The sequence below is a fragment of the Amycolatopsis sp. NPDC004079 genome (assembly GCF_040610415.1).
Taxonomy (GTDB): Bacteria; Actinomycetota; Actinomycetes; order Mycobacteriales; family Pseudonocardiaceae; genus Amycolatopsis; species Amycolatopsis halotolerans.
Map to the genome: position 1 here is coordinate 37,994 of NZ_JBEXMH010000046.1, position 26,913 is coordinate 64,906.

Below are 26,913 nucleotides of genomic sequence, written 5' to 3' on the forward strand. Positions count from 1 at the left end.
TGAACGCGCGACGATAAGGACGAGGTCAGCGGGTCCCCGCCTGGCCTCCCCTAGATGAGGAGAGCTGTGCCAGGCAAGGCCCGTGTACACGAGCTCGCTAAGGAGCTCGGGATCACCAGCAAAGAAGTTCTCGCCAAGCTCAAGGAGCAGGGCGAGTTCGTGAAGTCCGCGTCGTCCACCGTCGAGGCGCCCGTCGCCCGTCGGCTCCGCGACGCGTACCCCGCCAAGGGCGGGAAGAAGCCCGGCCCCACTCCGGGACCGCGGCCCGCTCCGGCGGCCCCGAAGCCGCCCGCCCAGCAGCAGAGCGCTGCCCCGCAGGCCCCGGCCCAGCCGGCTCCCGCGCCGCAGCAGCAGGCCCCGGCCGTGAAGCCGGGTCCGCAGGCCGTGAAGCCGGCCGCCGCCGCGGGCCCGAAGCCCGGCGGTCCGCGTCCCGGTCCGCGCCCGCCCGCGCCGGCCCAGCCGGCCCCGGCCCCGGAGGTCCCGGCCGCCAAGGCCGAGCCCGCCGCGCCCAAGCCGGCCCCGAAGCAGCAGGACTCGTCGTCCGCCGGTTCGGTCGTGCCGCCCAAGCCGCAGGGCCCCAAGCCCAGCGGCCCGCGTCCCGGCCCGCGGCCTCCGCGGGTCGGCAACAACCCGTTCGGCGTCGGCTCCGGTTCCCCGGCTCCGCGTCCGCCCGCTCCGCGTCCCGGCCCCGGCCAGGGCGGCGGCGACCGTCCCCCGCGTCCGGGCGGCGGCCAGGGCGGCGGAGAGCGTCCGCCGCGTCCCGGCGGGCAGGGCGGCGGCAACCGGCCGAGCCCGGGCAACATGCCCCCGCGCCCGAACCCCGGCATGATGCCGGGCCGCGCCCGTCCTGCCGGACCGGCAGGCGGCCGAGGCGGTCCCGGTGGCGGTGGCGGTCGTCCCGGTGGCGGTGGCGGCGGTCGTCCCGGCGGCGGTGGCGGCGGCTTCCGCGGCGGCCCCGGTGGCGGCGGCGGTGGCGGCGGTTTCCGTCCCGGCGGTGGCGGCGGCGGTGGCGGCGGCTTCCGTCCGGGCGGCGGCGGTGGCGCCCCGGCCGGCGGCGGCGGTTTCCGCGGTGGCGGCGGCGGTCGTGGCGGCCCCGGCGGTCGCGGCGGCACGGCCGGTGCCTTCGGCCGTCCCGGTGGACCCTCGCGCAAGGGCCGCAAGTCGAAGCGGCAGAAGCGCCAGGAGTACATGGACAACATGCAGGCGCCCAGCGTCGGCGGCGTCCGCCTGCCCAAGGGGCAGGGCGAGACGATCCGGCTGCCGCGCGGCGCTTCGCTGACCGACTTCGCCGAGAAGATCGACGCCAACCCGGCTTCGCTGGTGCAGGTGCTCTTCCACCTCGGCGAGATGGTCACCGCGACGCAGTCCGTGTCGGACGACATCCTCGAGCTGCTCGGCGGCGAGATGAACTACGTCGTCCAGGTCGTCTCCCCCGAGGAGGAGGACCGCGAGCTGCTCGAGACCTTCGACATCACCTACGGCGACGACGCCGGCGGCGAGGAGGACCTGCAGGTCCGGCCGCCGGTCGTCACCATCATGGGTCACGTCGACCACGGTAAGACGCGACTGCTGGACACGATCCGCAAGACGAAGGTCCGCGAAAGCGAGGCCGGCGGGATCACCCAGCACATCGGCGCCTACCAGATCGAGACCGAGCTCGAAGGCGTCGAGCGGCTGATCACCTTCATCGACACCCCGGGTCACGAGGCGTTCACCGCCATGCGTGCCCGAGGCGCGAACTCGACCGACATCGCGGTGATCGTGGTGGCGGCCGACGACGGCGTCATGCCGCAGACGGTGGAGGCGATCAACCACGCGCAGGCCGCGAAGGCCCCGATCGTGGTCGCGATCAACAAGATCGACAAGGAGGGCGCGAACCCGGACAAGATCCGGCAGCAGCTCACCGAGTACAACCTCATCGCCGAGGAATACGGCGGCGACACGATGTTCGTCGAGATCTCCGCACGGGAGAACATCAACATCGACGGGCTTCTCGAGGCGATCCTGCTGACCGCGGACGCGGCCCTGGACCTCCGGGCCAACCCGGACATGGAGGCACAGGGCGTCGCGATCGAGGCACACCTCGACCGCGGCCGCGGCCCGGTGGCCACCGTCCTGGTCCAGCGCGGCACGCTGCGCGTGGGCGACTCGGTCGTGGCGGGCGACGCCTACGGCCGCGTCCGCCGGATGGTCGACGAGCACAACGAGGACGTCACCGAGGCGCTGCCCTCGCGTCCGGTCCAGGTCATCGGGTTCACCTCGGTGCCGGGAGCGGGCGACACCTTCCTGGTGGTCGACGAGGACCGCGTCGCCCGGCAGATCGCCGAGCGCCGCTCCGCCCGCACCCGCAACGCGCTCAACGCGTCGCGCCGCAAGCGGGTCAGCCTCGAGGACCTCGACTCCGCCTTGAAGGAGACGAGCAGCCTCAACCTGATCATCAAGGGCGACAACTCGGGTACCGTCGAGGCGCTCGAGGCGGCGCTGCTGCAGCTGGACGTCGGCGAAGACGTCGAACTGCACGTCGTGCACCGCGGCGTCGGCGGCGTGACCGAATCGGACATCGACCTGGCGACCGCGTCCGACGCGATCGTCCTCGGGTTCAACGTCCGGGCGCAGGGCAAGGCGACCGAGCGGGCCACCCGCGAGGGCGTCGACGTGCGCTACTACACGGTCATCTACCAGGCGATCGAGGAGATCGAGCAGGCCCTGAAGGGCATGCTCAAGCCGGAGTACGAAGAGGTCGAACTGGGCCGCGCCGAGGTCCGGGACGTCTTCAAGTCCTCCAAGATCGGCACGATCGCGGGTTGCCTGGTCATGTCCGGCGAGATCCGGCGCAACGCCAAGGCCCGCCTCCTGCGCGACGGCAACGTCGTGGCGCAGAACCTGCCGATCAACTCGCTGCGCCGCTTCAAGGACGACGTGGTCGAGGTCCGGGAAGGGTACGAGTGCGGTCTCACGCTGGGCTCGTACAGCGACATCAAGGTCGACGACGTGATCGAGACCTACGAACAGCGGGAGAAGCCCCGTGCGTGAGTGACCGGTCCGGGGTGCGCCAGGCGCGCACCCCGGACCGCCCTCGCGGCATAACTTCGCTGCCTATGTTTGTCGGAGCCTTAGAGCTCGACCTGCTGCTCGACGACGTGCATTCGTTGAAGCAGAAGCGATCCGTGGTGCGGCCGGTGGTGGCCGAACTGCGGAAGCGGTTTTCCGTCTCGGTCGCCGAGGCGGGACATCTGGACCTGCACCGGCGCGCGCTCATCGGCGTCGCCGCGGTCGCCCCCGACGTCGAGCACATCCGGGACGTGCTCGACGCGTGCGAGCGGTTCGCGGCCGGACGCCCTGAGTTCGAACTGCTCTCCGCGCGCCGCCGGCTGCTCGGCCCGGACGACTAGAACACCCGGACACCCGGAAACCCGGAGAAGGAGACCTCAGCCATGGCCGATCCCGCTCGGGCACGCAAGCTCGCCAAGCGGATCTCGCAGATCGTGGCCTCGGCGATCGAACACGACGTCAAGGACCCGCGACTGGGCTCGGTGACCATCACCGACGCCCGCGTCACTGCGGACCTGCACGACGCCACGGTGTACTACACGGTGCTCGGCGAAAGCCTCGACGCGGAGCCGGACTTCGCGAGCGCCGCGGCGGCGCTGGAAGCCGCGCGCGGCGTCCTGCGCACCAAGGTGGGACAGGGCACCGGCGTCCGCTACACCCCGACGCTCGCCTTCGTCGCGGACAGCGTCCCCGACGACGCCCGCCGCATCGAAGAACTGCTCGCGAAGGCCCGCGAGTCGGACGCGGAGGTGGCGCGCCGGGCGACCGGGGCCCAGCCTGCGGGCGAAGCGGACCCTTACAAGGCTCCTCGTGCCGAAGAGGACGAGGAGCAAGCAGAAGAGGAGACGCGCGGCTGAAGCGATGCGGTCAAAGCCCGGTGTCACGCGACGCGGCCTCCTGCTCGGCAGTGCCGCGGCGCTCGTCTCCGCCTGCACCGGGCGCTCCGCCCCGGTGGCTGCGCCGACCTCGGCTGCCCCGGCCTCCAGCCCGTCGCCCCTGAGGGCGTCGATCACGATCCACCGCAGGCACTCGGCGGCCCGCGGCCGGGACGTCGACGTGGTGCTCATGACGCCCGACGGCGTCCCCAGCCTCGGCCTGCCGGTCTGCGTCGCGCTGCACGGCCGCGGCTCGAACGCCCGCACGTTCCTGGACCTGGACCTGCCCGCGGCCCTCACCGCCGCGGTGCGGTCCGGCGTCCCGCCGTTCGCGGTCGTCGCGGTCGACGGCAGCCACTACTGGGTCCCCGACGGCAGCGACGACCCGCGCCGCATGCTCGCCGACGAACTCCCCGGCTGGCTCTCCGAAGCCGGTCTCCGCCCGATGACCGGCGTCCTCGGCATCTCCATGGGCGGCTTCGGCGCCCTGAACCTCGCCCGGCGCCGCCGCGACGTGCGGACCGTGGCCACCTGCAGCGCGGCCCTGTTCCGCACCTGGCCCGAAGCCCGCACCCGGCACATCTTCCCGTCCCAGGACGACTGGACGGCCGCCGAACCGCTGCAGCACGTGGACGAACTCCCGACCCGGGGCCTCGGCGTGTGGTGCGGCGACGGCGACCCGTTCCTGGCGGCCAACCGGAAGCTGATCAGCAGCGCCAAACCGGAGGTCTCGCGGATCACGGCGGGGGAGCACACGGAGGAGTACTGGCGGGGTGTGCTGCCGGAGGTGCTGCGCTTCCTCGGACCGCGGCTGGCGTAGCGGGATCACCGGTTCGGGTAGCCGGGGTTGTGTAGGCAATTGGTAACACCGAGCTTTCCCTGGTGACCAGTGAACGAGCGCGGGACGGTGCGGCTTCATCCGTTGTCCTCGCCCGGCACCGAAATCTCCCAGTCCGGCGCGATCTCCCCGCGCGGATCGAGGCCGTGCTTCCGCAACTGCGTGTGCTCCCAGGCGCGGCCGTCCGCCGCGTCGAGGAGGTGGTTGATCCGGAGGCGCGCGCCAGGATGGCCGTGGGCCAGCGCGAGGCAGTAGAGATCGAGCACCCTGGTCTGGTCGCCCGCGCCCCGGCGAAGATCGCCCAGCAGCACCAAGGATTCGACGTCCCCGCCGCGCGCCCCGCGCTCGGCGATGTCCTGCGCTTTGACGTACTCCTCGTGCAGGTTGAAGCCCCGGGCGACCCCGGCGGCCGCGCTGAAGTCGTCCTCGTCGAGCAGTTCTTCGAGCAGTTGTTCGGCATCCTTCAGCGCGCCGTGTCCGGCGAGGGCTTCCGCCAGCAGCGCCCGCAGCCGCCGCGGCACAGTCTCGTGGCCCGAGCGGATCAGGTGCATCGCCTCGACGAAGTTGCGCGCGTCCATCAGCAGGCGGACGGCACGTTCCTCGACCCGCGGGGTCCCCGACTTGGCAGCTTCCTTGTACAGATGGCCCGCCAGCACCAGCCGCGAGGGGGTCGCGCGGTGCGGGCCGTTTCCGCTCACCGTCGTCCGGCCGGTTCCGCCGGACGGGGCTTCGAGGAGTTCGTCGGCCGTCCAGGCCAGCGCCCGCCACCGCGGCAGGTTCTTGCGGGACCGGACTGCCTCGGCCACCGTCATCGCTTCAGGGAGATCCTTGATATGCCGGGCGATCGGAGCGAGCGACCCCGGAACCGTGGCGACGTACCATTCCAACGCCTCGGTGACCTTCCCAGCAGCGCAGAGCAACCGGACGATCTCGGCCGGATCCGGTGCGCGGCCAGCCAAATTCGCCCGCCGGCAGTAACCGAAGGCTTTGTCGAGCATGCCGTGCTGGGCCGCGGCGAGCGCAGCCGCGCTGAAGGCGGCGGGCGCGTCGCCGGACGCCGCGTCGTCGTAGCACCTGAGCGCTCGTTCCGGAAGCGGGGGATCGGAGTTGGCGAAGGCGTCGCCGACCTCGATCAGCGGAGCCGCGTCTCCCTCCGCCGCGGATTCGAGCGCGCACTGCTGGGCCGCGTCGAGCAGGCGGGCGCGCAGATTCACCCGCGCTGCGACAGCGGCGCTGCCGGGGACGCCGTGCCGCCGAGCCGACTCCACCCACGTCAGTGCTTCTTCGGCCCGCCCGACCGCAGACAGTGCTTCGGCACCAATCAGATACGCGCCGGGCAGGTCGTAGTCGGTCGCCTCCTCGGAAAGCATCTCCAGCACCGCGTCGATCCCCAAGGCGTCCATCGTCAGGTCAGTGATCAGGGGAAGCAGATCGCACTCGAGGCGCCCAGCCAGTCCGGTCAGCCAGCGCACCGCTTTGTCGAGTTCTTTCCGACGGCGGATCCGCTGTTTCTCTCGGTCCTCGGCAGACAGCGGACCACGGGAATCGACCAGGATCTCGGGCGAGACCATGCTCGCCGCCACGTAAGCCGCCGATCGCAGGTCGCCGTTTTCCGCACGTCGGCGGTGCACGGCCAGCGCCAGGTCCGGTTGGCCGCACCGGAGGTGGGCGACCTCGACGTGCAATGCGGCCGAACGGTTCCCCGTTTCGGCGAGCGGGCCCAGCCAGTCCAGGACGTCCTTTTCGCGTTCGGCGGCGAAGAGAATGTTCGCCCCCTGGTTGATCGCCTCCTCGACCTCGGCACCGACCCGCGTGAGCCTCCGGTACTGGGCGATCGCCTCGTCGATCCGCCCGGCCTTCGCCAGCATCGCGGCGAGCTCAAGGCGCGCTCGCGGCGTGTCGCTTTTCAGGTAGAACTGAGCGCTCAGCTCCAGGAGATGGCGTCGTCGGCATTCCCGGGCGATGTCGAGACTGTCGTGCCCCGCAACGGTTTCCAGCAGTACGGGCCACAGGCTCGCGCGCGGAAGGATCGGCTTCGGCGCCTCGGTCGCGTACAGCCGGTCGAGACACGGGGCAAGCCGATAGCCGTCCGTTTTCGTCTCTTTGGCCAGTACTGCGGCACCGCCGCGTACTGGCGTCGTCAGTTCTTTCAGCGCCTTGTCGAACGACTCGTCGGTGTCCGGTCCGTCGGGGAAGGCTTGCGCACCCTTGCGGAGGAGCGTCCAGGACATCGCTGGGCCGTGACCTGCGTGCCGGGCCTCGATCACGAAATCCAGGATCGCCCGAGCGAACGGGCTGATCCGCTGGCAGCGCGTGCGCAGTGCCGGTCCGGCGACAAGAGTCTGGATCACCTGGCCGTTCGGTGCGTTCGCCGCTGCTTCGGAGACTCGCGGGTCAGGGGAGGCGAGTGCCCGGGTGACCTCGGTTTCGGTGAAGGTGTCGGGCACCGTGATGCTGGTGCCCTGCAGCAGCAGGTGGACGTGCGACCGGTCGACGCCCCCTTCCGGCGGTGCGGTGAGGTCTTGCCAGTACTCCGGGGTCAGGCTCGCGAGAATCAGGATCGGCGCACGCTTGGCGTCGAGCAGCAGATTCCGCAGGGTGTCGGCAACTTCATTGCCTTTTTCGTGGCCGCACAAGAAAAAGTAACGTTCTGCGGAAGGAAGCCACACGACGGTATTTTTCTGAAATCCCTTCGCGCTCGCCAGCAGTTCCTCCGGGTTGCGCGGACTGAGACCGGGCCAGATTTTCCAGCCGTAGAGCAGCAATTGCTCATCGGGACCCTTGGTGTATGCGGCTTCCAGCAGCGCGCGTTTCTTCCCCGTTGCCGGTCCGCCAACGACGGTGGCGATTCCGCTTGTCCCGCATGCGGCGGCCTCGACGATGGAAGCCAGTCTGCGATCGTGGGCACGACGACGATAGGAAGTCAGGTAGGGCAAGGACTCGTCGGGCTGACCGGCCTCGCTCAACGGGGCAATTTCCAGCTGGCGCGGATGGCAGGTCACCAATTCGACTGCCTCGGTCGCCAAGGGCGGGATTCGCTCTGGTGTCGTGTCCATTTCAAGGCCGACCCTGCCGTACGAAATGCGCCACAGGAGGCTTGATGCGATGAACGGTCAACTCTGAGCGGTAAAAGCACGACAGTGATCCGCCCGTGCTATCTGGCTTTCACTCAATCCAGTGAATGTAGTCTGCGCGCTGTAACAACAATGCCCAGCGCGCGTTCAGGCCGGCTTTCCCGCCACCACAAGATCCCGCACGATCGCCTGGTCCACCCGGTGCGCCAGCTCCTCATAAGGCCCGCCGGATCGCACCGCCAGCCCCGCGCGTTCCAGGATCGCCACCAGCTCCTCGCGCGGCAGCACGTGCGTGTTCCACGAGATCCCCATCGCCCCGCCCGGCCGCAGCACCCGGTTCCACACCGGGACCGCCGCCGCGAGGAGGTCGCGCGGGCTGCGGGCCAGGCCGGTGTCGCGGTGGCTGCCGTGCTGCACGCCGTACGGCGCGTCGGTCACGATGAGGTCCACCGACGCCGGGCGAAGGACCTCGTCGGTGGTCAGGGTGTCCGTGTTGAGATAGCTGAGCCGTCGGACGCGGCCGGCCTTGTAGTCGTCCTTGTCGAACGCGTACTCGATGTCCAGCCGACGGCCAAGGCGGACCTTGTTGCGGCGCAGCTGCCCGGCCTCCGCGGTGTGCTTCACGCGCTTCGTGCGCAGCCACGTCTTCACGAACTGCTCGTACGCTTCGAAATCGCGCTCGTCGACGTCCAGGCCGGTGGCGTCGAAGCCGTACATGACGGCCTGGTTGAGCGTCGTTCCGCGGCCGCACAGCGGGTCGAGCAGGTGCAGTTCGCGGTCCGGCCAGTCCGCGGGCCGCGCGGTCGCCAGCAGGGTGAGGTTGAGCAGCAGTTTGGTGAACTGCTCGTTGGTCTTGCCCGGGTACTTCTGGATGGTCAGCAGGTCCGAGTCGGCCTTCGCCAGCGGATGCACGGCGACCGGCCGCAGCACCCCGTCGCCCAGTTCGAACAGGGCGTACAGCGAGGACAGGTTCGACAGCAGCGCCAAGTCTCGCTCACCGAGAGGCGCCGCGCAGGTGAATTTCACGTACCCGACGCCGCCGAGTTCGATCTCTTCGATCGCCGACACTTCGGCGGAAAGACCAGCGCCGAAGGCCGCCAGCTCGGCGCGCAGCAGCGCCGGCGACGACGCGGCGTACACGCGGTTGGCGGAAGGAAGAACGAGGATCACGTACTCAGGCATCCCGCAGAGCGTAGCGTGACACTTTGTGACAGCTTCCCTGGTACAGGACATCGAGGCCGCCGCCGCACTGCTGGCCGGGGCCACCGACGTGACGCTGCTCGGACACGTGCGCCCCGACGCGGACGCCCTCGGCAGCGCGCTGGCCCTAGGCCACGTGCTGCATCGCGGCGGCGCTCGCGTGCGGGTCGCCTTCGGAGCGCCGGACGAGGCCCCGGAAACACTGGCCTGGCTGGACGTCGACGGCCTGATCACCCCGGTGGACGCCCTCCCTCCGGCCGACGGCCTGCTGGTCGCACTGGACACTCCGACCCTGGCCCGCCTGGGCAGGCTCTCCCCACGCGTGGCCGCAGTCCGCGATGCGGGCGCTCCGGTCCTGGTCGTCGACCACCACGCGACGAACGCCCGCTACGGCACTCACCACGTCGTAGACGAGACCGCCGAAGCGACAGCGATCCTGGTCACGCGCATCATCGAGGCAATGGGCGTCGAACTGGACGCAGCCGCCGCACGCTGCCTGTACGCCGGGGTGGTCACCGACACGAGCGGCTTCCGCCGGGCAAGCCCCGAAACGCACCGAATCGCCGCGCGCCTCCTGGAAGCCGGGGCGGACCCGGGCGAGGTAGCCCGGAGAATCGTCGACGACCACCCGTTCGCGTGGCTGCCGATGCTGGCGACGGTCCTCTCCGAGGCGAGGCTGGAACCCGAAGCGGCACAAGGATTCGGCTTCGTCCACACGGTAGTCCGCGCGGCGGCTGCGGCGACGGTACGACTGGAAGAGATCGAGTCGGTGATCGACGTGGTGCGCGCCACTCGGGAAGCTGGCGTCGCGGCCGTGCTGAAGGAGGCCGGGCCTGGTCCAGTGTGGACAGTCTCGCTTCGCTCCGCCGGTGACATCGACGTGTCAGCCGCCGCCGCGGAGTTCGGCGGGGGAGGCCACCGGATGGCCGCCGGGTGCACGGCGGAGGGCCCAGCAGAGGAGGTATTGGACCGGCTGCGGGATGCACTGGGGAGGGCGCCGCTGCTGCGAGCTTCCTGACCCGGGCGGGCTTCTGGCGCAGGTTCGCCTGCGCCCCTGGGGACGGTCTCCCGGCACGCATCTGCACCCCCGCGGCCTGCGATAGCCGACCGGGGAGATGCGGGCACTGTCCGCCGACTGGCTACCCGCTCCGCGACGTGGTCGGTTAGCGGTGTTCCCGGGTATGTCCGTCTGGCACGTCTGCGGTCGAAGCCGAGCCAGCCGAACGTTCGCCTTGCGGAGAGGCGGTCCGGTGACCGTGCTTCTGGGCGTGCCAGTCCGGTATGCCCGCAGCTGGAGCTGAGCCCAGCCATGCCCCTCCAGCATGTCCGCAACCGAACCCGAACCACCCGAGCAAACCTCCCACATCTCAGGAATCCGCCGCTAACGCAGCCGAATTCCGTTGCCCCACAACCAATTCTCCCGCCCCCGTCACCCACTTCAGCGAACCTCGGCCCTCCGCCCCGCCGGAATTGTCGGACCCGGTAGCTACTCTCGTCTCGTGTCCGAAAACGCCACGACCACCGCCGTAAGCGGTGACCGCATCCCGCCCCGCCGAGTGTTCGGGCTCGCCGTGCCCGCGCTCGGCGTGCTCGCCGCCGAGCCGCTCTACGTGCTGGTCGACACCGCCGTCGTCGGCCATCTCGGGGCGTTGCCGCTCGCCGGCCTCGCGCTGGGCGGCGTGGTGTTGTCGCAGGTCTCCACGCAGCTCACCTTCCTGTCCTACGGCACCACCTCGCGCACCGCGCGGCTGCACGGCGCGGGCAGGCGCGCCGACGCGGTCCGCGAGGGCGTGCAGGCCACCTGGCTCGGCGTGCTGGTCGGGCTGGTGCTGCTCGTCGCGGGACAACTGCTGGCGGAGCCGATCGCCCGCGCGCTTTCGGGCAGCGACGAGATCGCCGCGGCGGCCGTCTCCTGGCTGCGGATCGCGTTGTTCGGCGCGCCGCTGATCCTCATCACCATGGCGGGCAACGGCTGGATGCGCGGCGTGCAGGACGCCACCCGTCCGCTGCGCTATGTCTTGGCGGGCAACGGAATCTCGGCCGTGCTGTGTCCGGTGCTGGTGTACGTCGCCGGTCTCGGGCTGGAGGGGTCGGCGATCGCGAACGTCGTCGCGCAGGTCGTGTCCGCGTCGATGTTCGTCGCCGCGCTGGTGCGCGAAAAGGTGCCGTTGCGCCCGGATTTCGCGGTGATGCGGGCGCAGCTGGGGCTCGGCCGGGACCTGGTGTTGCGCAGTTTCGCGTTCCAGGCGTGCTTCGTGTCCGCCGCCGCGGTGGCCGCGCGCACCTCGACCGAGGCGGTCGGGGCGCACCAGGTGGTCCTGCAGCTCTGGACGTTCCTGTCCCTGGTGCTCGATTCGGTCGCGATCGCCGCGCAATCGCTCGTCGGCGCGGCGCTCGGCGCGGGAGCGGCGCGGCAGGCGCGCGGGGTGGCCAACCAGATCACCGGATACGGCCTCGTCCTGGGCTGTTTCCTGTGTGTGCTGTTCGCCGCGTTGTGGAGCGTCCTGCCGCACGCGTTCACATCCGATCCTGGAGTGCTCGGCGAAATCCCGCACGCGTGGTGGTTCTTCGTGGCGCTGCAACCGATCGCGGGCGTGGTGTTCGCGCTCGACGGTGTTCTCCTCGGTGCGGGCGACGCCGCCTTCCTCCGCACCGCGACGCTCGTCAGCGCCGGTCTCGGATTCCTGCCGCTGATCTGGCTGTCGCTGGCGCTGGGCTGGGGATTGAGCGGGATCTGGACCGGGCTGTCGCTGTTCATGGTGTTCCGGCTGGCGGCGGTCGTAGCGCGGTGGCGGTCCGGGCGGTGGGCCGTGGTCGGCGCGGTGCGGGAGGCTTGATGGCATAACGGCGAAACCCGCTCGCCGCCGTCGCCCGGCGGATGCGAGGGTGGGCGCATGCCGAAGTTCACCCAGGTCGACGTCTTCACCGACGAGCTCACCCGCGGCAATCCGCTCGCTGTCGTGCACGGCGCGGACGGGCTGTCCGACGAGCACATGGCCGCGTTCGCCAGCTGGACGAACCTCAGCGAGACCACGTTCCTGCTGGAGCCGTCCGACCCGGCCGCCGACTATCGCGTGCGGATCTTCACCCCGCACGGCGAGCTGCCGTTCGCCGGGCATCCGACGCTCGGGTCGGCGCGGGCGTGGCTGGCCGCAGGGGGAGTGCCGAAAGCCGGGCACCTCGTGCAGGAATGCGGGGCCGGGCTGGTCCGGGTGCGTCGCGACGGCGACCGGCTGGCGTTCGCCGCGCCTCCGCTGCGCCGTGGCGGCCCGGTGGACGACGCCGACCTCGCCGCGGTGAAACGCGGTCTGCACCTCGGCGACGCCGACGTCCTCGACGCGCGCTGGGCGGACAACGGCCCCGGATGGGTCGCGTTGCTGCTGCGCGACGCGGCGACCGTCCTCGCGATCGAGCCGGACTTCGGTGCGCTCGGCTCGTTCAAGGTGGGCGTCGCCGGTGCGCAGCCCACTGGGTCCGACACAGCGTTCGAGGTCCGCGCGTTCAGCGACGTCGTCGAGGACCCGGTCACCGGCAGCCTCAACGCGGCGCTCGGCCAGTGGCTGATCGGCGACGGCATCGCGCCCGAGTCGTACGTCGCGGCGCAGGGCACGCGGCTCGGCAGGCACGGGCGGGTGCACGTCGAACGGGACGGCGACGACGTCTGGGTCGGCGGCGAAACGGTCGTCGGAATCCGGGGCGAAGTGGATCTGTGGTGAAACACACCCCGGTCACGGCTATGTCTCGAGGTTGCTGAGGCGATACAACTATCGAGGCGGCAGCGTCGTCGTCCTCCTCTGTCCGACGCTCGCCTGCTCTCTGGAGGAACCCTTGACGCCCGCCGGCCGCGCCCCTGTCCGGTCCTGGCTCATCTGGCTCACCGCGGTCACGGTGTACCTGCTCGCCGTCTTCCACCGCACCTCGTTCGGCGTCGCCGGGCTGAAAGCGGCCGAACGCTTCGGCGTCGGATCCGCCGCGCTCGGCATCTTCACCGTCCTGCAGGTCGGCGTCTACGCGGCCATGCAGATCCCGACCGGCGTACTGGTCGACCGCTACGGCCCGCGCCGCGTGCTCACCGCCGCCGTCCTGATCCTCGGCTCCGGGCAGCTGCTGCTCGGCCTCGCCGACACCTACGCGCTCGGCCTGGTGGCCCGCGGCGTCCTCGGCCTCGGCGACGCGCTCACCTTCGTCAGCGTCCTCCGCCTCGTCGCGGCGCACTTCCCAGCCCACCGCTACGCGCTGCTCGCGTCCTTCACCTCGTGCGTCGGCTACATCGGCAACCTCGCCGCGACGGTCCCGCTCACCCTGCTCCTCGACGGTCCAGGATGGACAGTCACCTTCCTCGCCGTCGGCGCGGTGACGGTCCTGTTCTCGGTGCCGGTCGCGCTGCGCGTCCGCGACACCCCGGAAGGCGTGCCGGAACGCAAACGCGAACCCGTGCGCCCGGCGGAACTGGCCATGCAGGTCAAGCTGGCTTGGCGAACCCCCGGCACCCGGCTGGGTTTCTGGGTGCACTTCTCGACGATGTTCGCGCCGAACGTGCTGACCCTGTTGTGGGGCATGCCATTCCTGGTGCAAGGCGAGGGTTTGCCCGCCGCGACCGCGAGCGCGCTGCTGACCGTGTTCGTATTCGGCTCGATGGCGGGCGGTCCGCTGCTGGGCGCGCTGATCGGCCGCTCCCCGGCACTGCGGGTGCCGCTGGTCGTCGGCTACCTCAGCGGCGCAGCGATCGTATGGGCGGTGCTGCTCGGCTGGAACGGCCACGTCCCGGTGGGCGTCCTCGTCCCGGCATTCGCGTTCCTCACCCTGGGCGGCCCGGCGTCGATGATCGGCTTCGCCATCGCCCGCGACTACAACCCGCTGTCCCGCGTCGGAACCGCGACCGGAGTGGTGAACGTCGGCGGCTTCCTGGCGACCACCGTGACCGCCCTGCTGATCGGCATCCTGCTCCAGGCCACCGGCGGCAACTTCCGGATCGCCCTGCTGGTCATCGTGGCCGTGCTGGCGTTCGGCGCCACCAAGATGCTGATGTGGTGGCGACGGGCCCGCGCCCACGTGTTCGCCGCGGCGGCACGCGGGGAGGAAGTCCCGGTCCAGATCCGGCGGCACCGCTGGGACCACGCACCGGAAGAGGCCGTGGCCGCCGCCTGATCGAACTGCCCGAACCCTTCCGGCGACAGCCACCCGCCCGCGTCGTCCGACCTGCTCTCTCCGGGCACTCGTGAGTGGCGATGCCGGGTTCTAACCGGCATCGCCGCTCACGACAACCCAGCCCCTTACTGCTCGCGCCGAACTCCAGCCCGTTTCCGCCACCCCGGCCGCTAACGCCATTCGCCCGAGCCCCGTCCTCCGCCCCAGCCAGGCCGCTCGGACCGGTCGCCGTAGCTCTTCCGTCGCCTAGCGCGCCCGGGAGTTCCTTCGTCCGTTCGGCTCCGGCCGTTCGCGTCGGACTCCAACCGGCTTCCGCGCCCCAGCCCGGCCGCTCGGGCCAGTCGCCGCAGTCCTTCCGCCGCCTAGCGCACCCGGGAGCCCTTTCGTCTGTCCCGCTCCGACCGTTCGCGTCGGACTCCAACTGGCCTCCGCGCCCCAGCCCAGCCGCTCGGGCCAGCCACCACAGCTCTTCCGCTGCCTAGCGCGCCCGGGACCTTTCCTCCGTCCCGCTCCGGCCGCGCGTGCCGGATTCCAACCGCCCTCCGCACCCCAGCGCGGCCGCTCAGGCCAGCCGCCCCAGCCCTTCCGCCGCCCGCCGCGCCCGCCCGAACCACCCGCCGCCCGCGAAACCCCGGCTAGGTAAGGTTTCCGCCGTGTCTCGCCCGAAAGAACCGCGTCGTCCCGCTCCTCCGCCCGGACTGCTCATCGTCGACAAACCGGCGGGAATGACGTCGCACGACGTGGTCGCGCGGGCGCGGCGGATCATGGGCACCCGCAAGGTCGGCCACGCCGGCACGCTCGACCCGATGGCGACCGGCGTTCTCGTACTCGGCATCGAACGCGCCACCAAACTGCTCGGCCACCTCGCGCTCGACCGCAAGACCTACCTCGCCACCCTGTCGCTCGGCCGGTCCACCACCACCGACGACGCCGAGGGCGAACCGCTGGCCGAAACCGATGCCGCGCCGGAAATCCTCGCCGCGGTCACCGATGAGCAGATCGCCGACGGCATCGCCGCGCTGACCGGCGACATCCAGCAGGTGCCCAGCGCCGTGTCCGCCGTCAAGATCGACGGCAAGCGCGCCTACGCCCGGGTCCGCGCAGGCGAAGACGTCGTCCTCCCGCCGCGGCCGGTGACCGTGCACCGGTTCGACGTTCTGGGGCTCCGCCGCGAGGACGACCGGATCGAGATCGACGCGATCGTCGAATGCTCGTCCGGCACCTACGTCCGCGCGCTCGCCCGGGATCTCGGCGCCGGGCTCGGCGTCGGTGGGCACCTGAAAGCCTTGCGCCGCACCACAGTCGGGCCGTTCACGCTCGCCCGCGCGCGCACGCTCGACCAGCTCGAAGAAAAGCCGGAACTGTCCCTGGACCTCGACGCCGCCGTCGCCGCCGCGTTCCCGCGCCGGGATCTCGACGCGGCCACGGCCAAAGCGGTCCAGTACGGCAGGCGCATCCCGGCGGGCGGAATCGAGGGCACCTACGGGCTGTTCGCGCCGGACGGCCACGTGCTCGCGCTGGCGTCCGACACCGAGGGAGTGACCCGCTCGGTGGTGGTCCTCCTGCCCGCATAGGGTGGGGGCAAAGGCACCTCGCTCGGGGAGAGTTGACAACAGTGCAGCGGTGGCGTGGGCTCGGGGACCTCCCGGGCGGCTGGGGACGGTGCGTGGTCACCATCGGCGTGTTCGACGGCGTGCACCGCGGGCACCAGGAACTGATCAAGCGCACCGTGGCGACGGCGGCCGAACGGGGCGTGCCCAGCGTGGTGCTCACCTTCGACCCGCATCCGTCCGAGGTGCTGCGCCCGGGGAGCCATCCCGCGCAGCTGACCACGTTGCGGCGCAAGGCCCAGCTGGTCGAGGGGCTCGGCGTGGACGTGTTCTGCGTGCTGCCCTTCACCCTGGAGCTGTCCCGGCTCAGCCCGCACGAGTTCGTGCACGAGGTGCTGGTCGACCGGCTGCACGCGGCCGCGGTGCTGGTCGGGGACAACTTCACGTTCGGGGCCAAGGCCGCGGGCAACGTCGCGCTGCTGCGCGAACTCGGCCGCCGCTTCGGGTTCGTCGCCTACGGCGCGGAGCTGCAGGGCCGTTCGCTCGACGACGACCGCGGCGCCAACGACATCACCTTCTCCTCCACCTACGTGCGCTCGTGCATCGACGCCGGCGACGTCGTGGCCGCGTCCGACGCGCTCGGCAGGCCGCACCGGCTGGAGGGCATCGTCGTCCGCGGCGACGGCCGGGGCCACGACCTCGGCTACCCGACGGCCAACCTGTCCACCGCGAGATTCGCCGCCGTGCCCGCGGACGGCGTCTACACGGCCTGGTTCAGCAGGCTGTCCGACCCGGACCGGCGGCTGCGCGCGGCGGTGTCGGTGGGCACGAACCCGACGTTCTCCGGCCGCGAACGCACCGTCGAGGCGTTCGTGCTGGACGTCGACGAGGACTTCTACGGCCAGCACGTCGCACTGGACTTCGTCACCCGGTTGCGGGATCAGGCGCGGTTCGGCGCGTCGGCCGATCTCGTGAAGAAGATCGACGAGGACGTGGCCCGGACCAGGGAAGCGCTCGGCTCCGACAGCTGAGCGGACCTCGTCCCGGGGCGGGCCGGACCCGGGGCGAATCGGGCGTTCCGGCCCGCCGGGGGCGTCCGGAGTGGCAAGATGGGCCGGCGGCGCCGGGCCGGGGGAGCAAGTCCCCCGGCTGGCGGCCGCGGGACGACAGCGCTAGGGGAGCGGAGCTAGGTGGAGGACCACAAGATCGTCCAGCGGAACATCGCGCTGCAGCGGGAGTGGTACGGGGAGCCGCTGGGCGATCGGGTGCGCAGGCTGGTCGTGGCCTTCGACGTGTCGCAGGCGTTCCTGGCCGAGGTGCTGGGGATCAGCGCGCCGATGCTGAGCCAGGTGATGAGCGGGCGGCGGGCGAAGATCGGCAATCCGGTCGTGCTGGCGCGGATGATCATGCTCGAACGCAAGATCCTGGTGCCCGAGGTCGCCGCGGGCGACCGCGACGCGATGCAGGCCGCGCTCGAGGACGTGCGCGATTCCCGGCCCACCGTCGGCCGCGACAACATCCCGGTCAACTCGGACGAGAAGATCCTGCTCGCGGGCATCCGCGACGTCGCCGAGGACGAGAACCTCGCCGAGGCGGCGAAGCTGCTCGACGACGACTACCCGGCGATCGCCGACCTGCTCCGCCGCGCGGGAGCCTCGGGCCAGTAGCCGATGCGGTTGTTCTCCGCGCTGCGCCCGCCCGCCGACGTCGCGGCGGAAATCGACAGCGCGCTCGGCTCCCGGGACCGGCTGCTGCGCTGGTCCGACCCGGCCGGATGGCACATCACGCTGGCCTTTTACGGCGAGGTCGACCCCGCCGAACGCGGCTCCTTCCTCGACCGGGCGCTGGACGGCCGGAAATCCGTTGACGTCCGGCTCTGGGGTTCGGGAACATTTCCGGGAGTGCTGTGGTTGGGAGTGGCGGGGGAGGGCCTAGCCGACCTGGCCGCAGCCGCAGCCGCGGGCTCCGGCGAGGAACGCCCGTACCGGCCGCACCTGACGCTGGCGCGGTGCTCGCGCACCCAGCCGCCCACCGAGTGGACGGAACGGCTCGCGGGCTTCCGCAGCCGCGTCTGGACCGCGGACCGGGTCGAGCTGATGGGCGGCGGCAGCCCGTACCGCACGCTGCGGACTTGGCCTCTGCGGCGCGGGTGAGGCTGTGCTGCCCAGCTAGCCGCACGCGCCTGAAGCCGCAGTTCAACCGGCTGGTAACCTCGGCAACCGGGTCCGGCTGCAGTCCGTGGCGGCCGTGACCGTCTCACCCGGCCGCGTGGCGCGGTGCGGGCCTCACGGCACTAGATGCACAAGGAGCACCACCAGTGGCGCTGTCCACCGATGAGAAGAAGACGATCCTCGCCGAGTACGGGCTGCACGACTCGGACACCGGATCCCCCGAGGCCCAGGTCGCGCTGCTGACCAAGCGGATCATCGGCCTCACCGAACACCTGAAGACCCACAAGCACGACCACCACTCCCGTCGCGGTCTCCTGCTGCTGGTCGGCCGTCGCCGCCGGCTGCTGAACTACACGGAAAAGGTGGACGTGGCGCGGTACCGCGACCTGATCAAGCGTCTCGGCCTGCGCCGATAGCGTGCTGACGAGGGGGAGCGGCTTCGGCCGCTCCCCCTCGCCGCAAGCACACCCCCACACGGCGCGAGCGCGCTGGAGGAACGATCTCGCCGGTCCTCGGTAGTGGTTCCCGGGCAACGGACCCGGGGGCTTCGATCGAAGACCGGCCTCACACCTCCTCGAGCGTCCTCGGGCGAACCGGGTCCCACAGTGGGAGACTCGCGTCGTACGAAGGAACCAAAGAGGAGATTGACCATATGACCGACTCCACCGGAGTCACCGTGTTCGAGACCGAAGCCGTTCTGGACAACGGCCGGTTCGGCACCCGCACCGTCCGGTTCGAGACCGGCCGGATCGCCAAGCAGGCCGCCGGCGCCGTCGTCGCGTACCTGGACGAAGAGACCATGCTGCTGTCGGCGACCACGGCGTCGAAGCACCCGAAGGAGCACTTCGACTTCTTCCCGCTGACCGTGGACGTCGAGGAGCGGATGTACGCCGCCGGCCGCATCCCGGGCGCGTTCTTCCGCCGCGAGGGCCGCCCGTCGACCGACGCGATCCTCACCGCCCGCCTGATCGACCGCCCGCTGCGCCCGTCCTTCGCCGACGGCCTCCGCAACGAGATCCAGGTCGTCATCACCGTCCAGAGCCTCAACCCGGACGACCCGTACGACGTGCTGGCGATCAACGCCGCGTCGGCCTCCACCCAGATCGCCGGCCTGCCGTTCTCCGGCCCGGTCGGCGGCGTGCGCGTCGCGCTGATCGAGGGCCAGTGGGTCGCGTTCCCGACCTGGCCGCAGCTCGAGAAGGCCACGTTCAACATGGTGGTCGCGGGCCGCATCGTCGGCGATGACGTCGCGATCATGATGGTCGAGGCCGAGGGCACCGAGCACACGCTCGACCTGATCGCCGACGGCGGCACCGCGCCGGACGAGACCACCGTCGCGCAGGGCCTCGAGGCCGCGAAGCCGTTCATCCGCGTGCTGTGCGAGGCGCAGCAGCGCCTGGCCGCCGACGCCGCCAAGCCGACCGGCGACTTCCCGGTGTACCCGGCCTACCAGCCGGACATCTACGAGGCCGTCGCCGCGATCGCGTCCGACGAACTCGCCAAGGCGCTGCAGATCGCCGGCAAGCAGGAGCGCGACGCCGCCACCGACGAGGTCAAGGCCGCCGTCCTGGAGAAGCTCGGCCTCGGCGAGGGCGAGGCCTTCGAGGGCCGCGACAAGGAGGTCGGCGGTGCGTTCAAGGCGCTGACCAAGAAGATCATGCGCACCCGCGTCCTCACCGAGAAGATCCGGATGGACGGCCGCGGCCTGACCGACATCCGCCAGCTCTCGGCCGAGGTCGCCGTGATCCCGCGGGCGCACGGTTCGGCGCTGTTCGAGCGCGGCGAGACCCAGATCCTGGGCGTCACCACGCTGAACATGCTCCGCATGGAGCAGCAGATCGACTCGCTCTCCCCGGAGACGACGAAGCGCTACCTGCACCACTACAACTTCCCGCCGTTCTCCACCGGCGAGACCGGCCGCGTCGGTTCGCCGAAGCGGCGCGAGATCGGCCACGGCATGCTCGCCGAGCGCGCCCTGGTCCCGGTGCTGCCGAAGCGGGACGAGTTCCCGTACGCGATCCGCCAGGTCTCCGAGGCGCTGGGCTCCAACGGCTCCACCTCGATGGGCTCGGTCTGCGCGTCCACCATGGGCCTGTTCAACGCCGGCGTGCCGCTGAAGGCCCCGGTCGCGGGCATCGCCATGGGCCTGGTCTCGGACGAGATCGACGGCGAGACCCGCTACGTCGCGCTCACCGACATCCTGGGCGCCGAGGACGCGCTGGGCGACATGGACTTCAAGGTCGCCGGCACGAAGGACATCATCACCGCGCTGCAGCTGGACACCAAGCTCGACGGCATCCCGTCGGCCGTGCTGGCCGCCGCGCTGAAGCAGGCGAAGGACGCTCGCCTCACCATCCTGGAAGTCATCGCCGAGGCGATCGACGGCCCGGACGAGATGAGCCCGTACGCCCCGCGCGTCACGTCGGTGAAGATCCCGGTCGACAAGATCGGCGAGGTCATCGGGCCGAAGGGCAAGATGATCAACTCGATCACCGAGGAGACCGGCGCCGACATCTCGATCGAGGACGACGGCACGATCTACGTGGGCGCGGCCGACGGCCCGTCGGCGGAGGCGGCGATCGGCAAGATCAACGCCATCGCCAACCCGCAGCTGCCGAAGGTCGGCGAGCGCTTCCTGGGCACCGTGGTGAAGACGGCCGCGTTCGGCGCGTTCGTCTCGCTGCTGCCGGGCAAGGACGGCCTCGTGCACATCTCGAAGCTGGGCAACGGCAAGCGGATCGCGAAGGTCGAGGACGTGGTGAACGTCGGCGACAAGATCCGCGTCGAGATCGCCGACATCGACAACCGCGGCAAGATCAGCCTGATCGTGGTCAAGGAAGAAGACGCCGCGAAGCCCGCCGAAGGCGACGCCGCTCCGGCCGAGACCGCCGAAGCCAAGTAACACCCGCACACCGCGAGGGCCTCCTGACCCGACCCCGGGGCAGGAGGCCCTCTGCGCATCCCACCCCCGGCCCTCGCTTCGCCCCTCACCTGACCCCACCGCGGGATCGCGTCGGCGTCTGGAGGAGCAGTGCGCACGGCCCCCCGGGCCGGGTGCACTGCCCCTCCAGACGCCGACTTAAAGGCGATCCCGCCGCGACGGCGGAGCCGGCGCCAAAAACACAGTTTTGGCGACCCTCCAACCCCGAAGGACCCCGATTTGGCACGGCAGGTTTCCGGGCACGAGCAGCCCGTAGGCACCACCCGTACGCTCGAGTCCACTTCGGACGGTGCGGTAGTCAAGCGAAGCGTCCTCCCCGGCGGCCTGCGGGTCATCACCGAGCACGTCCCCGCCTCCCGGTCGGCGACAGTCGGCCTGTGGGTGGGAGTCGGCTCCCGCGACGAACCACTCGCCGTCGCAGGCGCCGCGCATTACCTGGAACACCTGCTGTTCAAGGGAACCACCAACCGCGACGCCACCCAGATCGCGGAAGAGATCGACGCGGTAGGCGGCGAATTCAACGCCTTCACAGCGAAAGAGCACACCTGCTACTACGCCCAGGTCCTGGACGCGGACCTGCCCCTGGCGCTCGACCTCGTCACCGACGTGGTCTTCGAAGCCCAGTGCACGGACCGCGACATGGACATGGAACGCAGCGTCGTCCTCGAAGAGATCGCGATGCGCGACGACGATCCCGAAGACCTGCTGCACGAAACCTTCGTGGGCGCGATCATCGGCGACCACCCGCTGGGCCGTCCGGTGCTGGGCACGGAAAAGTCCATCACCGAAATGTCGCCGTCCGCGCTGCGCGGCTTCTACCGCCGCCGCTACACCCTGCCGCGAATGGTGCTCGCGGTCGCCGGAAACGTCGAGCACGGCCAGGTCCTGCGCCTGGTCAAGCGCGCGCTGAAAGAACGGCTGGTCGGCACCTCGACCCCGGTCGCGCCCCGCTCCGGCCGCGCGCGGCTGAAGACCGTGTCGAAGCTGGCCCTCCATCCGGACGACACCGAGCAAGCCCACGTGATGCTCGGGTTCCGCGCACTCCCGCGGCACGACGAGCGCCGGTTCACCCTGTCCGTGCTCAACGCCGCACTGGGCGGCGGCATGAGTTCCCGCCTGTTCCAGGAGATCCGCGAGCGCCGGGGCCTGGCGTACCAGGTGTATTCGTCGGTGGCGAGCTACGCCGACCTCGGGCACATGTCGGTGTACGCGGGCTGTCAGCCGGAGCGGCTGGGCCAGGTCGCGGGCGTGATCCGCGAGGTGCTCGACTCGGTCGCCGCGGACGGGCTGTCCGACGCCGAGGTCGCGCGCGCCAAGGGGCAGCTGCGCGGCGGGCTCGTGCTGGGCCTGGAGGACACGTCGTCGCGGATGTCCCGGATCGGCAAGAACGAGCTGAACTACGCCCGGTACCTGGGCGTCGACGACACGATCGCGCGGATCGACGCGGTCACGACCGAAGAGGTGTGTGCGCTCGCTCGCACTCTGCTGCGGCGCCCCGGCGGGGTGTCGTCCGCGGCGGTGGTGGGGCCGTACGCTCACGCCGACGACCTGCCCGACGATCTGCACGAGGTGATCGCGTCATGACCGAGTCCCCGATCCGCGTCGGCGTGCTGGGCGCACGCGGCCGCATGGGCGCGACCGTGGTGAAAGCCGTGGAAGGCGCCGCGGACCAGGAACTGGTGGCCGCGCTGGACGCGGGCGACGATTTCGCCCCGTTGGAGAACGCCCAGGTGGTCGTGGACTTCACGCACCCGGACGCGGTGATGGACAACCTGCGCTGGCTGATCGCGCACGACCTGCACGCGGTCGTCGGCACCACCGGCTTCAGCGAGGAGCGGCTGACCGAACTCCGCGGGCTGCTGGCGGACAAGCCGCGGCTGGGCGTCCTGATCGCGCCGAACTTCGCGCTGGGCGCGGTGCTGGCGATGCGGTTCGCGGCGCAGGCGGCGAAGTTCTACGCCTCGGCGGAGATCATCGAACTGCACCACAACCGCAAGGCCGACGCCCCGTCCGGCACCGCCGCGCACACCGCGCGGATGATCGCCGCCGCGCGGGCCGAGGCTGGGGTCGCTCCCGGCCCGGACGCCACCACGTCCGAAGTGGACGGTGCCCGCGGCGCTTCCGTCGAGGACGTCCACGTGCACTCGGTCCGCCTGCCGGGTTTGGTGGCGCACGAGGAAATCCTGTTCGGCGGCGAGGGCGAAACCCTCACCATCCGGCACGATTCGCTGGACCGGACGTCGTTCATGCCGGGAGTGCTGCTCGGCGTGCGCTCGGTGGTTTCGCGTCCCGGCCTGACGGTCGGCCTGGAGAACGTGCTCGACCTGTGAAAGCCCGCAATGTCGCGCTGCTGATGACGGCGGCGCTGGTGGTGTACCTGGTCCTGCTGGCGGACCGGGCCGTGGCGCTGCTCGCGACCGGGACGCCCGCCGGGATCGCGCTCGGCATCGGCGTGTTCCTGCTGCCGCTGCTGGGCGTGTGGATCGTCGTGGTGACGTGGCGGTCCGGCGTGCAGATCCAGCGGCTGTCGCGGCAACTGGACGCCGAGGGCGGCCTGCCGGACGTGTCGGACCTGCCGCGCCGCCCGTCCGGCCGCGTGGACCGCGACGCCGCGGACGCGTGGTTCGACGAACGCCGCGCGGAAGTCGAAGCGAGCCAAGAGGATTGGCGAGCCTGGTACCGGCTGGCATACGCGTACGACATCGCGGGCGACCGGCGGCGGGCTCGGGCGACGATGCGCAAGGCGATCGAGTTGGAAGGCGCGGAGCGCAAGTAGCGCTGGACAAAGGTACGTGAGGGGAACCCTGAGGGACTCTGGTTCCCTCAGGGTTCCCCTCACGTACTTCTAGCCGGTTACTGCAGCCACCCAGCGAAGATCGCGGGCGAAGCCGCCAGCAAACTGAACCGCACCCATCGCCCGGCCAGCCCCGCCGCGAGGAACGTCGACAGCCGCATCCGGACCATCCCGGCGAGCACGCTCGTCGCCATGAACGGCGGCAGTCCGACGAGCGAGCTGATCCCGTAGGTGCCGGTCATCCAATGCGGATGGCGCTGGCAACGCTCGCGCAGCGCCTCGACCTTGCTGCGGATCACCTTGGTGCGCAGCTGCCAGCGGACCCGTCGCGGAGTGAGCGGACGTTCGCGGTGCAGCCGGTCGTGCAGGAACTTCGGGAGCCGGATCGAGCCGCGCGCGGCCAGGTAGTACAGCAGTTTCCCGGCGATCTGCCCGACCGCGACCGCGCCGCCCAGCCACAGCCAGTGCACGTTGTGCTGGCTCGCGCAGAGGCCGATGACGAAGAGTTCGGCGTTGACCAGCGGCACGATCGCCGAGCCGAAGGCGACGCCGAGAGTCAGGAGCACCCAGCCCATCGTGTCACCCCCTCCGGGTCGCCGCTCACTCCAAGCTATCAGCCATCACGAAAAGATCACGGGGGCTAACCCCACTCTTTCCCCTGGCGCCAACCCCAGAAGATCACCTGGCCGACCGGTCTCGGACACCTTCCGCTGCCAGGATCGGACAGGTGCCTGAGGTGCCGATCGCCGACCGTTTCGCCGGGCTGTGCGCCGCCGTCGCGCGCGTCCTGCCGTTCGGGTTGTCGCGGATCGTCGCGCCGAGTTTCCTCGGTTTCGCGGTGATCAACGGCTTCACGTTCGGCGTCGACCTGTTGCTGCTGACGCTGTTCCACGGCGGGCTCAAGTGGCCGGTGTGGCTGTCGATCAGCGTCGCCTACGTGGTCGCGTTCGGGCTGAGTTTCGTGCTGAATCGCGCGCTGAACTTCCGTTCGCACGCGCCGGTGGGCCGCCAAGCGGTGCTGTACGTGGTGGCGATCGCGGTGAACTACGCCGCGTTCCTGCTAGGGCTGGGCGCGGGATTGACGGCGCTGGGCGTCGAATACCACTTGTCGCGGCTGATCGCCGGGGCGTGCGAGGGCGTGTTCATGTACTCGGTGATGCGCTGGGTGGTCTTCGCGAAGCGCGAAGAGCCGGTCAGTGTGTGAGTTCTAGTTCCAGGGTGCCGGTGAGCCGGACTTCGCGCAGCGTTCCGCGGCCGGTGTCGAGGGTGCGGACGGTGCCGTCAGGGGACCAGCCGGCGCGACGGTAGAACCCGAGCGTCGCATGGTCGGACTGCGCGACCCAGGTGATGCCGCGGTTCAGTCCATTCGCACGGAGTTCAGCGGCGGCGGTCGCGAGCAATCGTCCGGCGTGCCCCCGACGGCCCCAGCGCGGTTCGACCACCAGCGACGCGATCAGCCCGGGCGCGTCGTCGGCCGGCGATCCGTCGGCCGCGGCGGCTTCGTCTTGCGGGGCCGGGCCCGCGACGCAGTAGCCGACCGTGAACGAGCCTTCGGTGGCCAGGTAGACGCGGGAATCGGGGTACTCGATCGTCTCTGCCCAGGTGCCTTCGAGATCGGCCTTCTCGAACTCGTCGATGGCCTCGGCTCCCAGGAGGTCGGCGTAAGCCGCCCGCCAGGTAAGCCGCTGGATGCGGGCGATCTCCGCGGCGTCGGACGGGTTCGCGGGACGGACTTCGGCGGCACTCACGCGGGCAATGTACCGAAACTGTCGGGGGTGGCTGGCACCATGGCGGAATCATGCAGACGATCAGCCTTTCCGCAGCCCGCCGCACCGCTCTGGCCGCGCAGGGGTTCGCCGACCCCCGGCCCGCTTCGCCCCCGACCCGGCGGCACCTCGCCAAGGTGCTGTCGCGGGTCCAGCTGCTGCAGCTGGACTCGGTCAACGTCGCCGTGCGTGCGCATTACATGCCGCTGTTCTCGCGCCTGGGCGGATACGACCCGGCGCTGGTCGACGACGCCGCGTGGAGCCACCGCGCGAAACGGCCGCGGCTGCTGGTCGAGTCGTGGGCGCACGAGGCGAGCCTGCTGCCGATCGAAGACTGGCCGCTGCTGAAGTCCGGCGCGAAACGGGACGGCTGGTGGCGGAACTACACCCGGGTGGTCGACAAGGTGCCCGGCCTGCTCGACGATGTGCTGGCCGTCGTCAAGGAGCAGGGCCCGATCGGTGCCGGGGCGATCGAAAAGGCGCTGGAAACCGAGGCGGTCCGGCGCGGGCCGGGGGCATGGTGGGAACGCTCGGTGGTGAAGAAGGCGTGCGAGTACCTGTTCGGCGTCGGCCAGCTGAGCACCGGCACGCGGCGGTCGTTCGAGCGGCTGTACGACCTGACTGAGCGAGTGGTGCCTCCGGAAATCTTGTCCCGCAAGGTTTCCTTGGAGGAGGGCGCCCGCGGCCTGATCGACCGTTCGGCGCGGGCTCTTGGCGTGGCAACGGAAACCGACCTGCGCGACTATTACCGCCTCGGCCCGGACGTCTCGCGGCAAGCCGTCCAGGAGCTGGTCGAGGAAGGTGTTCTGGAACCAGTCCAGGTGGACGACTGGCGCGCGGTCGCCTACCGGCACGTCGACGCGCGCACGCCGAGGGCAGTGTCCGGACGGGCGTTGCTGTGCCCGTTCGACCCGCTGATCTGGGAACGCGCGCGGACGGAGCGGTTGTTCGGATTCCGGTACCGCATCGAGATTTACGTGCCGGAACCCAAGCGGGTGCACGGGTATTACGTGTTCCCGTTCCTCCTGGACGGCGCGCTTTCGGGCCGGGTGGACCTGAAATCCGACCGGACGGCCGGGGTGCTGCGGGTGCAGGGCGCGTTCGCCGAGCCCGGCGTCGACCAGGCGCGGGTGGCGGCGGAACTGGCCGGGGAGCTGCGGACGATGGCGGAATGGCAAGGGCTGGACGGCGTCGTGGTGGGGGAGCGGGGTGATCTGGCCCGGGCGTTGCGGCGCGCGGTTAAGTGAGCGGGAGACGTTCGAGCTGAGGGCATGCCGCGGAGGAGTGCTGGCGGCTTGGTGCGGTCCGGCCTGAGAAACGCGCTCGGAGGCGGGAAAGGTTCGCGGACGGCGGCAGGGGCGCGTTCGGTGGGCGGGGAAGTCTCGCGGACGGTAGCTGGGGAACGCGTTCAGCGAGTTGCGGACGGCTCGCGGCTGGTCGATGGGGGCGCGTTCGGTGTGGGCGGAGACGCCTCGCGGCCGGTGGTCGGTGAGCGCGTTTGGCGA

At 70.9% G+C, this 26,913-nt stretch carries 23 protein-coding genes; 19 read left to right on the forward strand and 4 right to left on the reverse strand.

Going from position 1 to position 26,913, the window contains the following annotated elements:
• Positions 1 to 66 precede the first annotated feature (66 nt).
• The 4 genes from infB (at position 67) to ABZX37_RS34645 (ending at position 4,746) form a co-directional block, all read left to right on the forward strand.
• Entirely contained in the window at positions 67 to 3,033 is a 2,967-nt protein-coding gene (gene infB / locus ABZX37_RS34630; protein WP_354746873.1) for a translation initiation factor IF-2, read from the forward strand.
• Positions 3,034 to 3,098: 65 nt separating this feature from the next.
• Positions 3,099 to 3,392, forward strand: a complete 294-nt coding sequence (locus ABZX37_RS34635) for a DUF503 domain-containing protein (protein WP_354746800.1) — start codon at positions 3,099 to 3,101, stop codon at positions 3,390 to 3,392.
• Positions 3,393 to 3,434: 42 nt separating this feature from the next.
• On the forward strand, positions 3,435 to 3,908 hold the full coding sequence (gene rbfA, locus ABZX37_RS34640; protein ID WP_354746802.1) for a 30S ribosome-binding factor RbfA: 474 nt from the start codon (positions 3,435 to 3,437) through the stop codon (positions 3,906 to 3,908).
• Between the two features lie 4 nt (positions 3,909 to 3,912).
• The gene (locus ABZX37_RS34645; protein WP_354746804.1) at positions 3,913 to 4,746 is read left to right on the forward strand and encodes an alpha/beta hydrolase-fold protein; all 834 of its coding nucleotides are present in this window, start codon (positions 3,913 to 3,915) and stop codon (positions 4,744 to 4,746) included.
• Positions 4,747 to 4,841: 95 nt separating this feature from the next.
• Here ABZX37_RS34645 and ABZX37_RS34650 read toward each other — a convergent pair whose 3' ends face one another.
• A complete protein-coding gene (locus ABZX37_RS34650; protein WP_354746806.1) occupies positions 4,842 to 7,820 on the reverse strand; it encodes a hypothetical protein in 2,979 nt (992 codons plus the stop codon).
• 165 nt (positions 7,821 to 7,985) lie between these two features.
• Positions 7,986 to 9,020, reverse strand: a complete 1,035-nt coding sequence (locus ABZX37_RS34655) for an SAM-dependent methyltransferase (protein WP_354746808.1) — start codon at positions 9,018 to 9,020, stop codon at positions 7,986 to 7,988.
• Between the two features lie 25 nt (positions 9,021 to 9,045).
• Between ABZX37_RS34655 and ABZX37_RS34660 the strand changes: the two genes are divergently transcribed.
• From ABZX37_RS34660 to ABZX37_RS34720, 13 genes are all read left to right on the forward strand, one after another.
• Positions 9,046 to 10,056, forward strand: a complete 1,011-nt coding sequence (locus ABZX37_RS34660) for a DHH family phosphoesterase (protein WP_354746810.1) — start codon at positions 9,046 to 9,048, stop codon at positions 10,054 to 10,056.
• 481 nt (positions 10,057 to 10,537) lie between these two features.
• Positions 10,538 to 11,875 carry an MATE family efflux transporter gene (locus ABZX37_RS34665; RefSeq protein ID WP_344284655.1) on the forward strand — a complete coding sequence of 446 codons (1,338 nt, stop codon included), beginning with the start codon at positions 10,538 to 10,540 and terminating at the stop codon, positions 11,873 to 11,875.
• Positions 11,876 to 11,932: 57 nt separating this feature from the next.
• The gene (locus ABZX37_RS34670; protein WP_354746813.1) at positions 11,933 to 12,754 is read left to right on the forward strand and encodes a PhzF family phenazine biosynthesis protein; all 822 of its coding nucleotides are present in this window, start codon (positions 11,933 to 11,935) and stop codon (positions 12,752 to 12,754) included.
• A 112-nt stretch (positions 12,755 to 12,866) separates the two neighbouring features.
• The gene (locus ABZX37_RS34675; protein ID WP_354746815.1) at positions 12,867 to 14,186 is read left to right on the forward strand and encodes an MFS transporter; all 1,320 of its coding nucleotides are present in this window, start codon (positions 12,867 to 12,869) and stop codon (positions 14,184 to 14,186) included.
• Between the two features lie 653 nt (positions 14,187 to 14,839).
• Positions 14,840 to 15,760 carry a tRNA pseudouridine(55) synthase TruB gene (gene truB / locus ABZX37_RS34680; RefSeq protein WP_354746817.1) on the forward strand — a complete coding sequence of 307 codons (921 nt, stop codon included), beginning with the start codon at positions 14,840 to 14,842 and terminating at the stop codon, positions 15,758 to 15,760.
• 41 nt (positions 15,761 to 15,801) lie between these two features.
• Positions 15,802 to 16,767 (forward strand): bifunctional riboflavin kinase/FAD synthetase, encoded by a 966-nt coding sequence (locus ABZX37_RS34685; RefSeq protein WP_354746819.1) that lies wholly within the window; start codon positions 15,802 to 15,804, stop codon positions 16,765 to 16,767.
• Positions 16,768 to 16,926: 159 nt separating this feature from the next.
• Positions 16,927 to 17,403: a helix-turn-helix transcriptional regulator gene (locus tag ABZX37_RS34690; protein ID WP_344284669.1), complete on the forward strand. Its 477-nt coding sequence runs from the start codon at positions 16,927 to 16,929 to the stop codon at positions 17,401 to 17,403.
• 3 nt (positions 17,404 to 17,406) lie between these two features.
• The gene (thpR, locus tag ABZX37_RS34695; RefSeq protein WP_354746821.1) at positions 17,407 to 17,889 is read left to right on the forward strand and encodes an RNA 2',3'-cyclic phosphodiesterase; all 483 of its coding nucleotides are present in this window, start codon (positions 17,407 to 17,409) and stop codon (positions 17,887 to 17,889) included.
• Between the two features lie 164 nt (positions 17,890 to 18,053).
• Entirely contained in the window at positions 18,054 to 18,323 is a 270-nt protein-coding gene (gene rpsO / locus ABZX37_RS34700; protein WP_037812514.1) for a 30S ribosomal protein S15, read from the forward strand.
• 236 nt (positions 18,324 to 18,559) lie between these two features.
• Positions 18,560 to 20,809, forward strand: coding sequence for a polyribonucleotide nucleotidyltransferase (locus tag ABZX37_RS34705; protein WP_354746823.1), 2,250 nt, complete (start codon positions 18,560 to 18,562; stop codon positions 20,807 to 20,809).
• Positions 20,810 to 21,067: 258 nt separating this feature from the next.
• On the forward strand, positions 21,068 to 22,432 hold the full coding sequence (locus ABZX37_RS34710; protein WP_354746825.1) for a pitrilysin family protein: 1,365 nt from the start codon (positions 21,068 to 21,070) through the stop codon (positions 22,430 to 22,432).
• Positions 22,429 to 23,178, forward strand: a complete 750-nt coding sequence (gene dapB, locus ABZX37_RS34715; protein ID WP_354746827.1) for a 4-hydroxy-tetrahydrodipicolinate reductase — start codon at positions 22,429 to 22,431, stop codon at positions 23,176 to 23,178. The genes ABZX37_RS34710 and dapB overlap by 4 nt, the downstream gene beginning before the upstream one ends.
• Positions 23,175 to 23,624 (forward strand): tetratricopeptide repeat protein, encoded by a 450-nt coding sequence (locus ABZX37_RS34720; RefSeq protein ID WP_354746829.1) that lies wholly within the window; start codon positions 23,175 to 23,177, stop codon positions 23,622 to 23,624. The genes dapB and ABZX37_RS34720 overlap by 4 nt, the downstream gene beginning before the upstream one ends.
• Positions 23,625 to 23,701: 77 nt before the next feature.
• Here ABZX37_RS34720 and ABZX37_RS34725 read toward each other — a convergent pair whose 3' ends face one another.
• A complete protein-coding gene (locus tag ABZX37_RS34725; protein WP_354746831.1) occupies positions 23,702 to 24,217 on the reverse strand; it encodes a hypothetical protein in 516 nt (171 codons plus the stop codon).
• Between the two features lie 152 nt (positions 24,218 to 24,369).
• Between ABZX37_RS34725 and ABZX37_RS34730 the strand changes: the two genes are divergently transcribed.
• The gene (locus ABZX37_RS34730; RefSeq protein WP_354746833.1) at positions 24,370 to 24,846 is read left to right on the forward strand and encodes a GtrA family protein; all 477 of its coding nucleotides are present in this window, start codon (positions 24,370 to 24,372) and stop codon (positions 24,844 to 24,846) included.
• Here ABZX37_RS34730 and ABZX37_RS34735 read toward each other — a convergent pair.
• Complete coding sequence (locus tag ABZX37_RS34735; protein WP_354746834.1) at positions 24,836 to 25,390, reverse strand: GNAT family N-acetyltransferase; 555 nt, start codon at positions 25,388 to 25,390, stop codon at positions 24,836 to 24,838. The genes ABZX37_RS34730 and ABZX37_RS34735 overlap by 11 nt on opposite strands.
• A gap of 50 nt (positions 25,391 to 25,440) precedes the next feature.
• Here ABZX37_RS34735 and ABZX37_RS34740 point away from each other — a divergent pair, with 50 nt between their 5' ends.
• Positions 25,441 to 26,655, forward strand: a complete 1,215-nt coding sequence (locus ABZX37_RS34740; protein WP_354746836.1) for a crosslink repair DNA glycosylase YcaQ family protein — start codon at positions 25,441 to 25,443, stop codon at positions 26,653 to 26,655.
• The last annotated feature ends 258 nt before the right edge of the window (positions 26,656 to 26,913 follow it).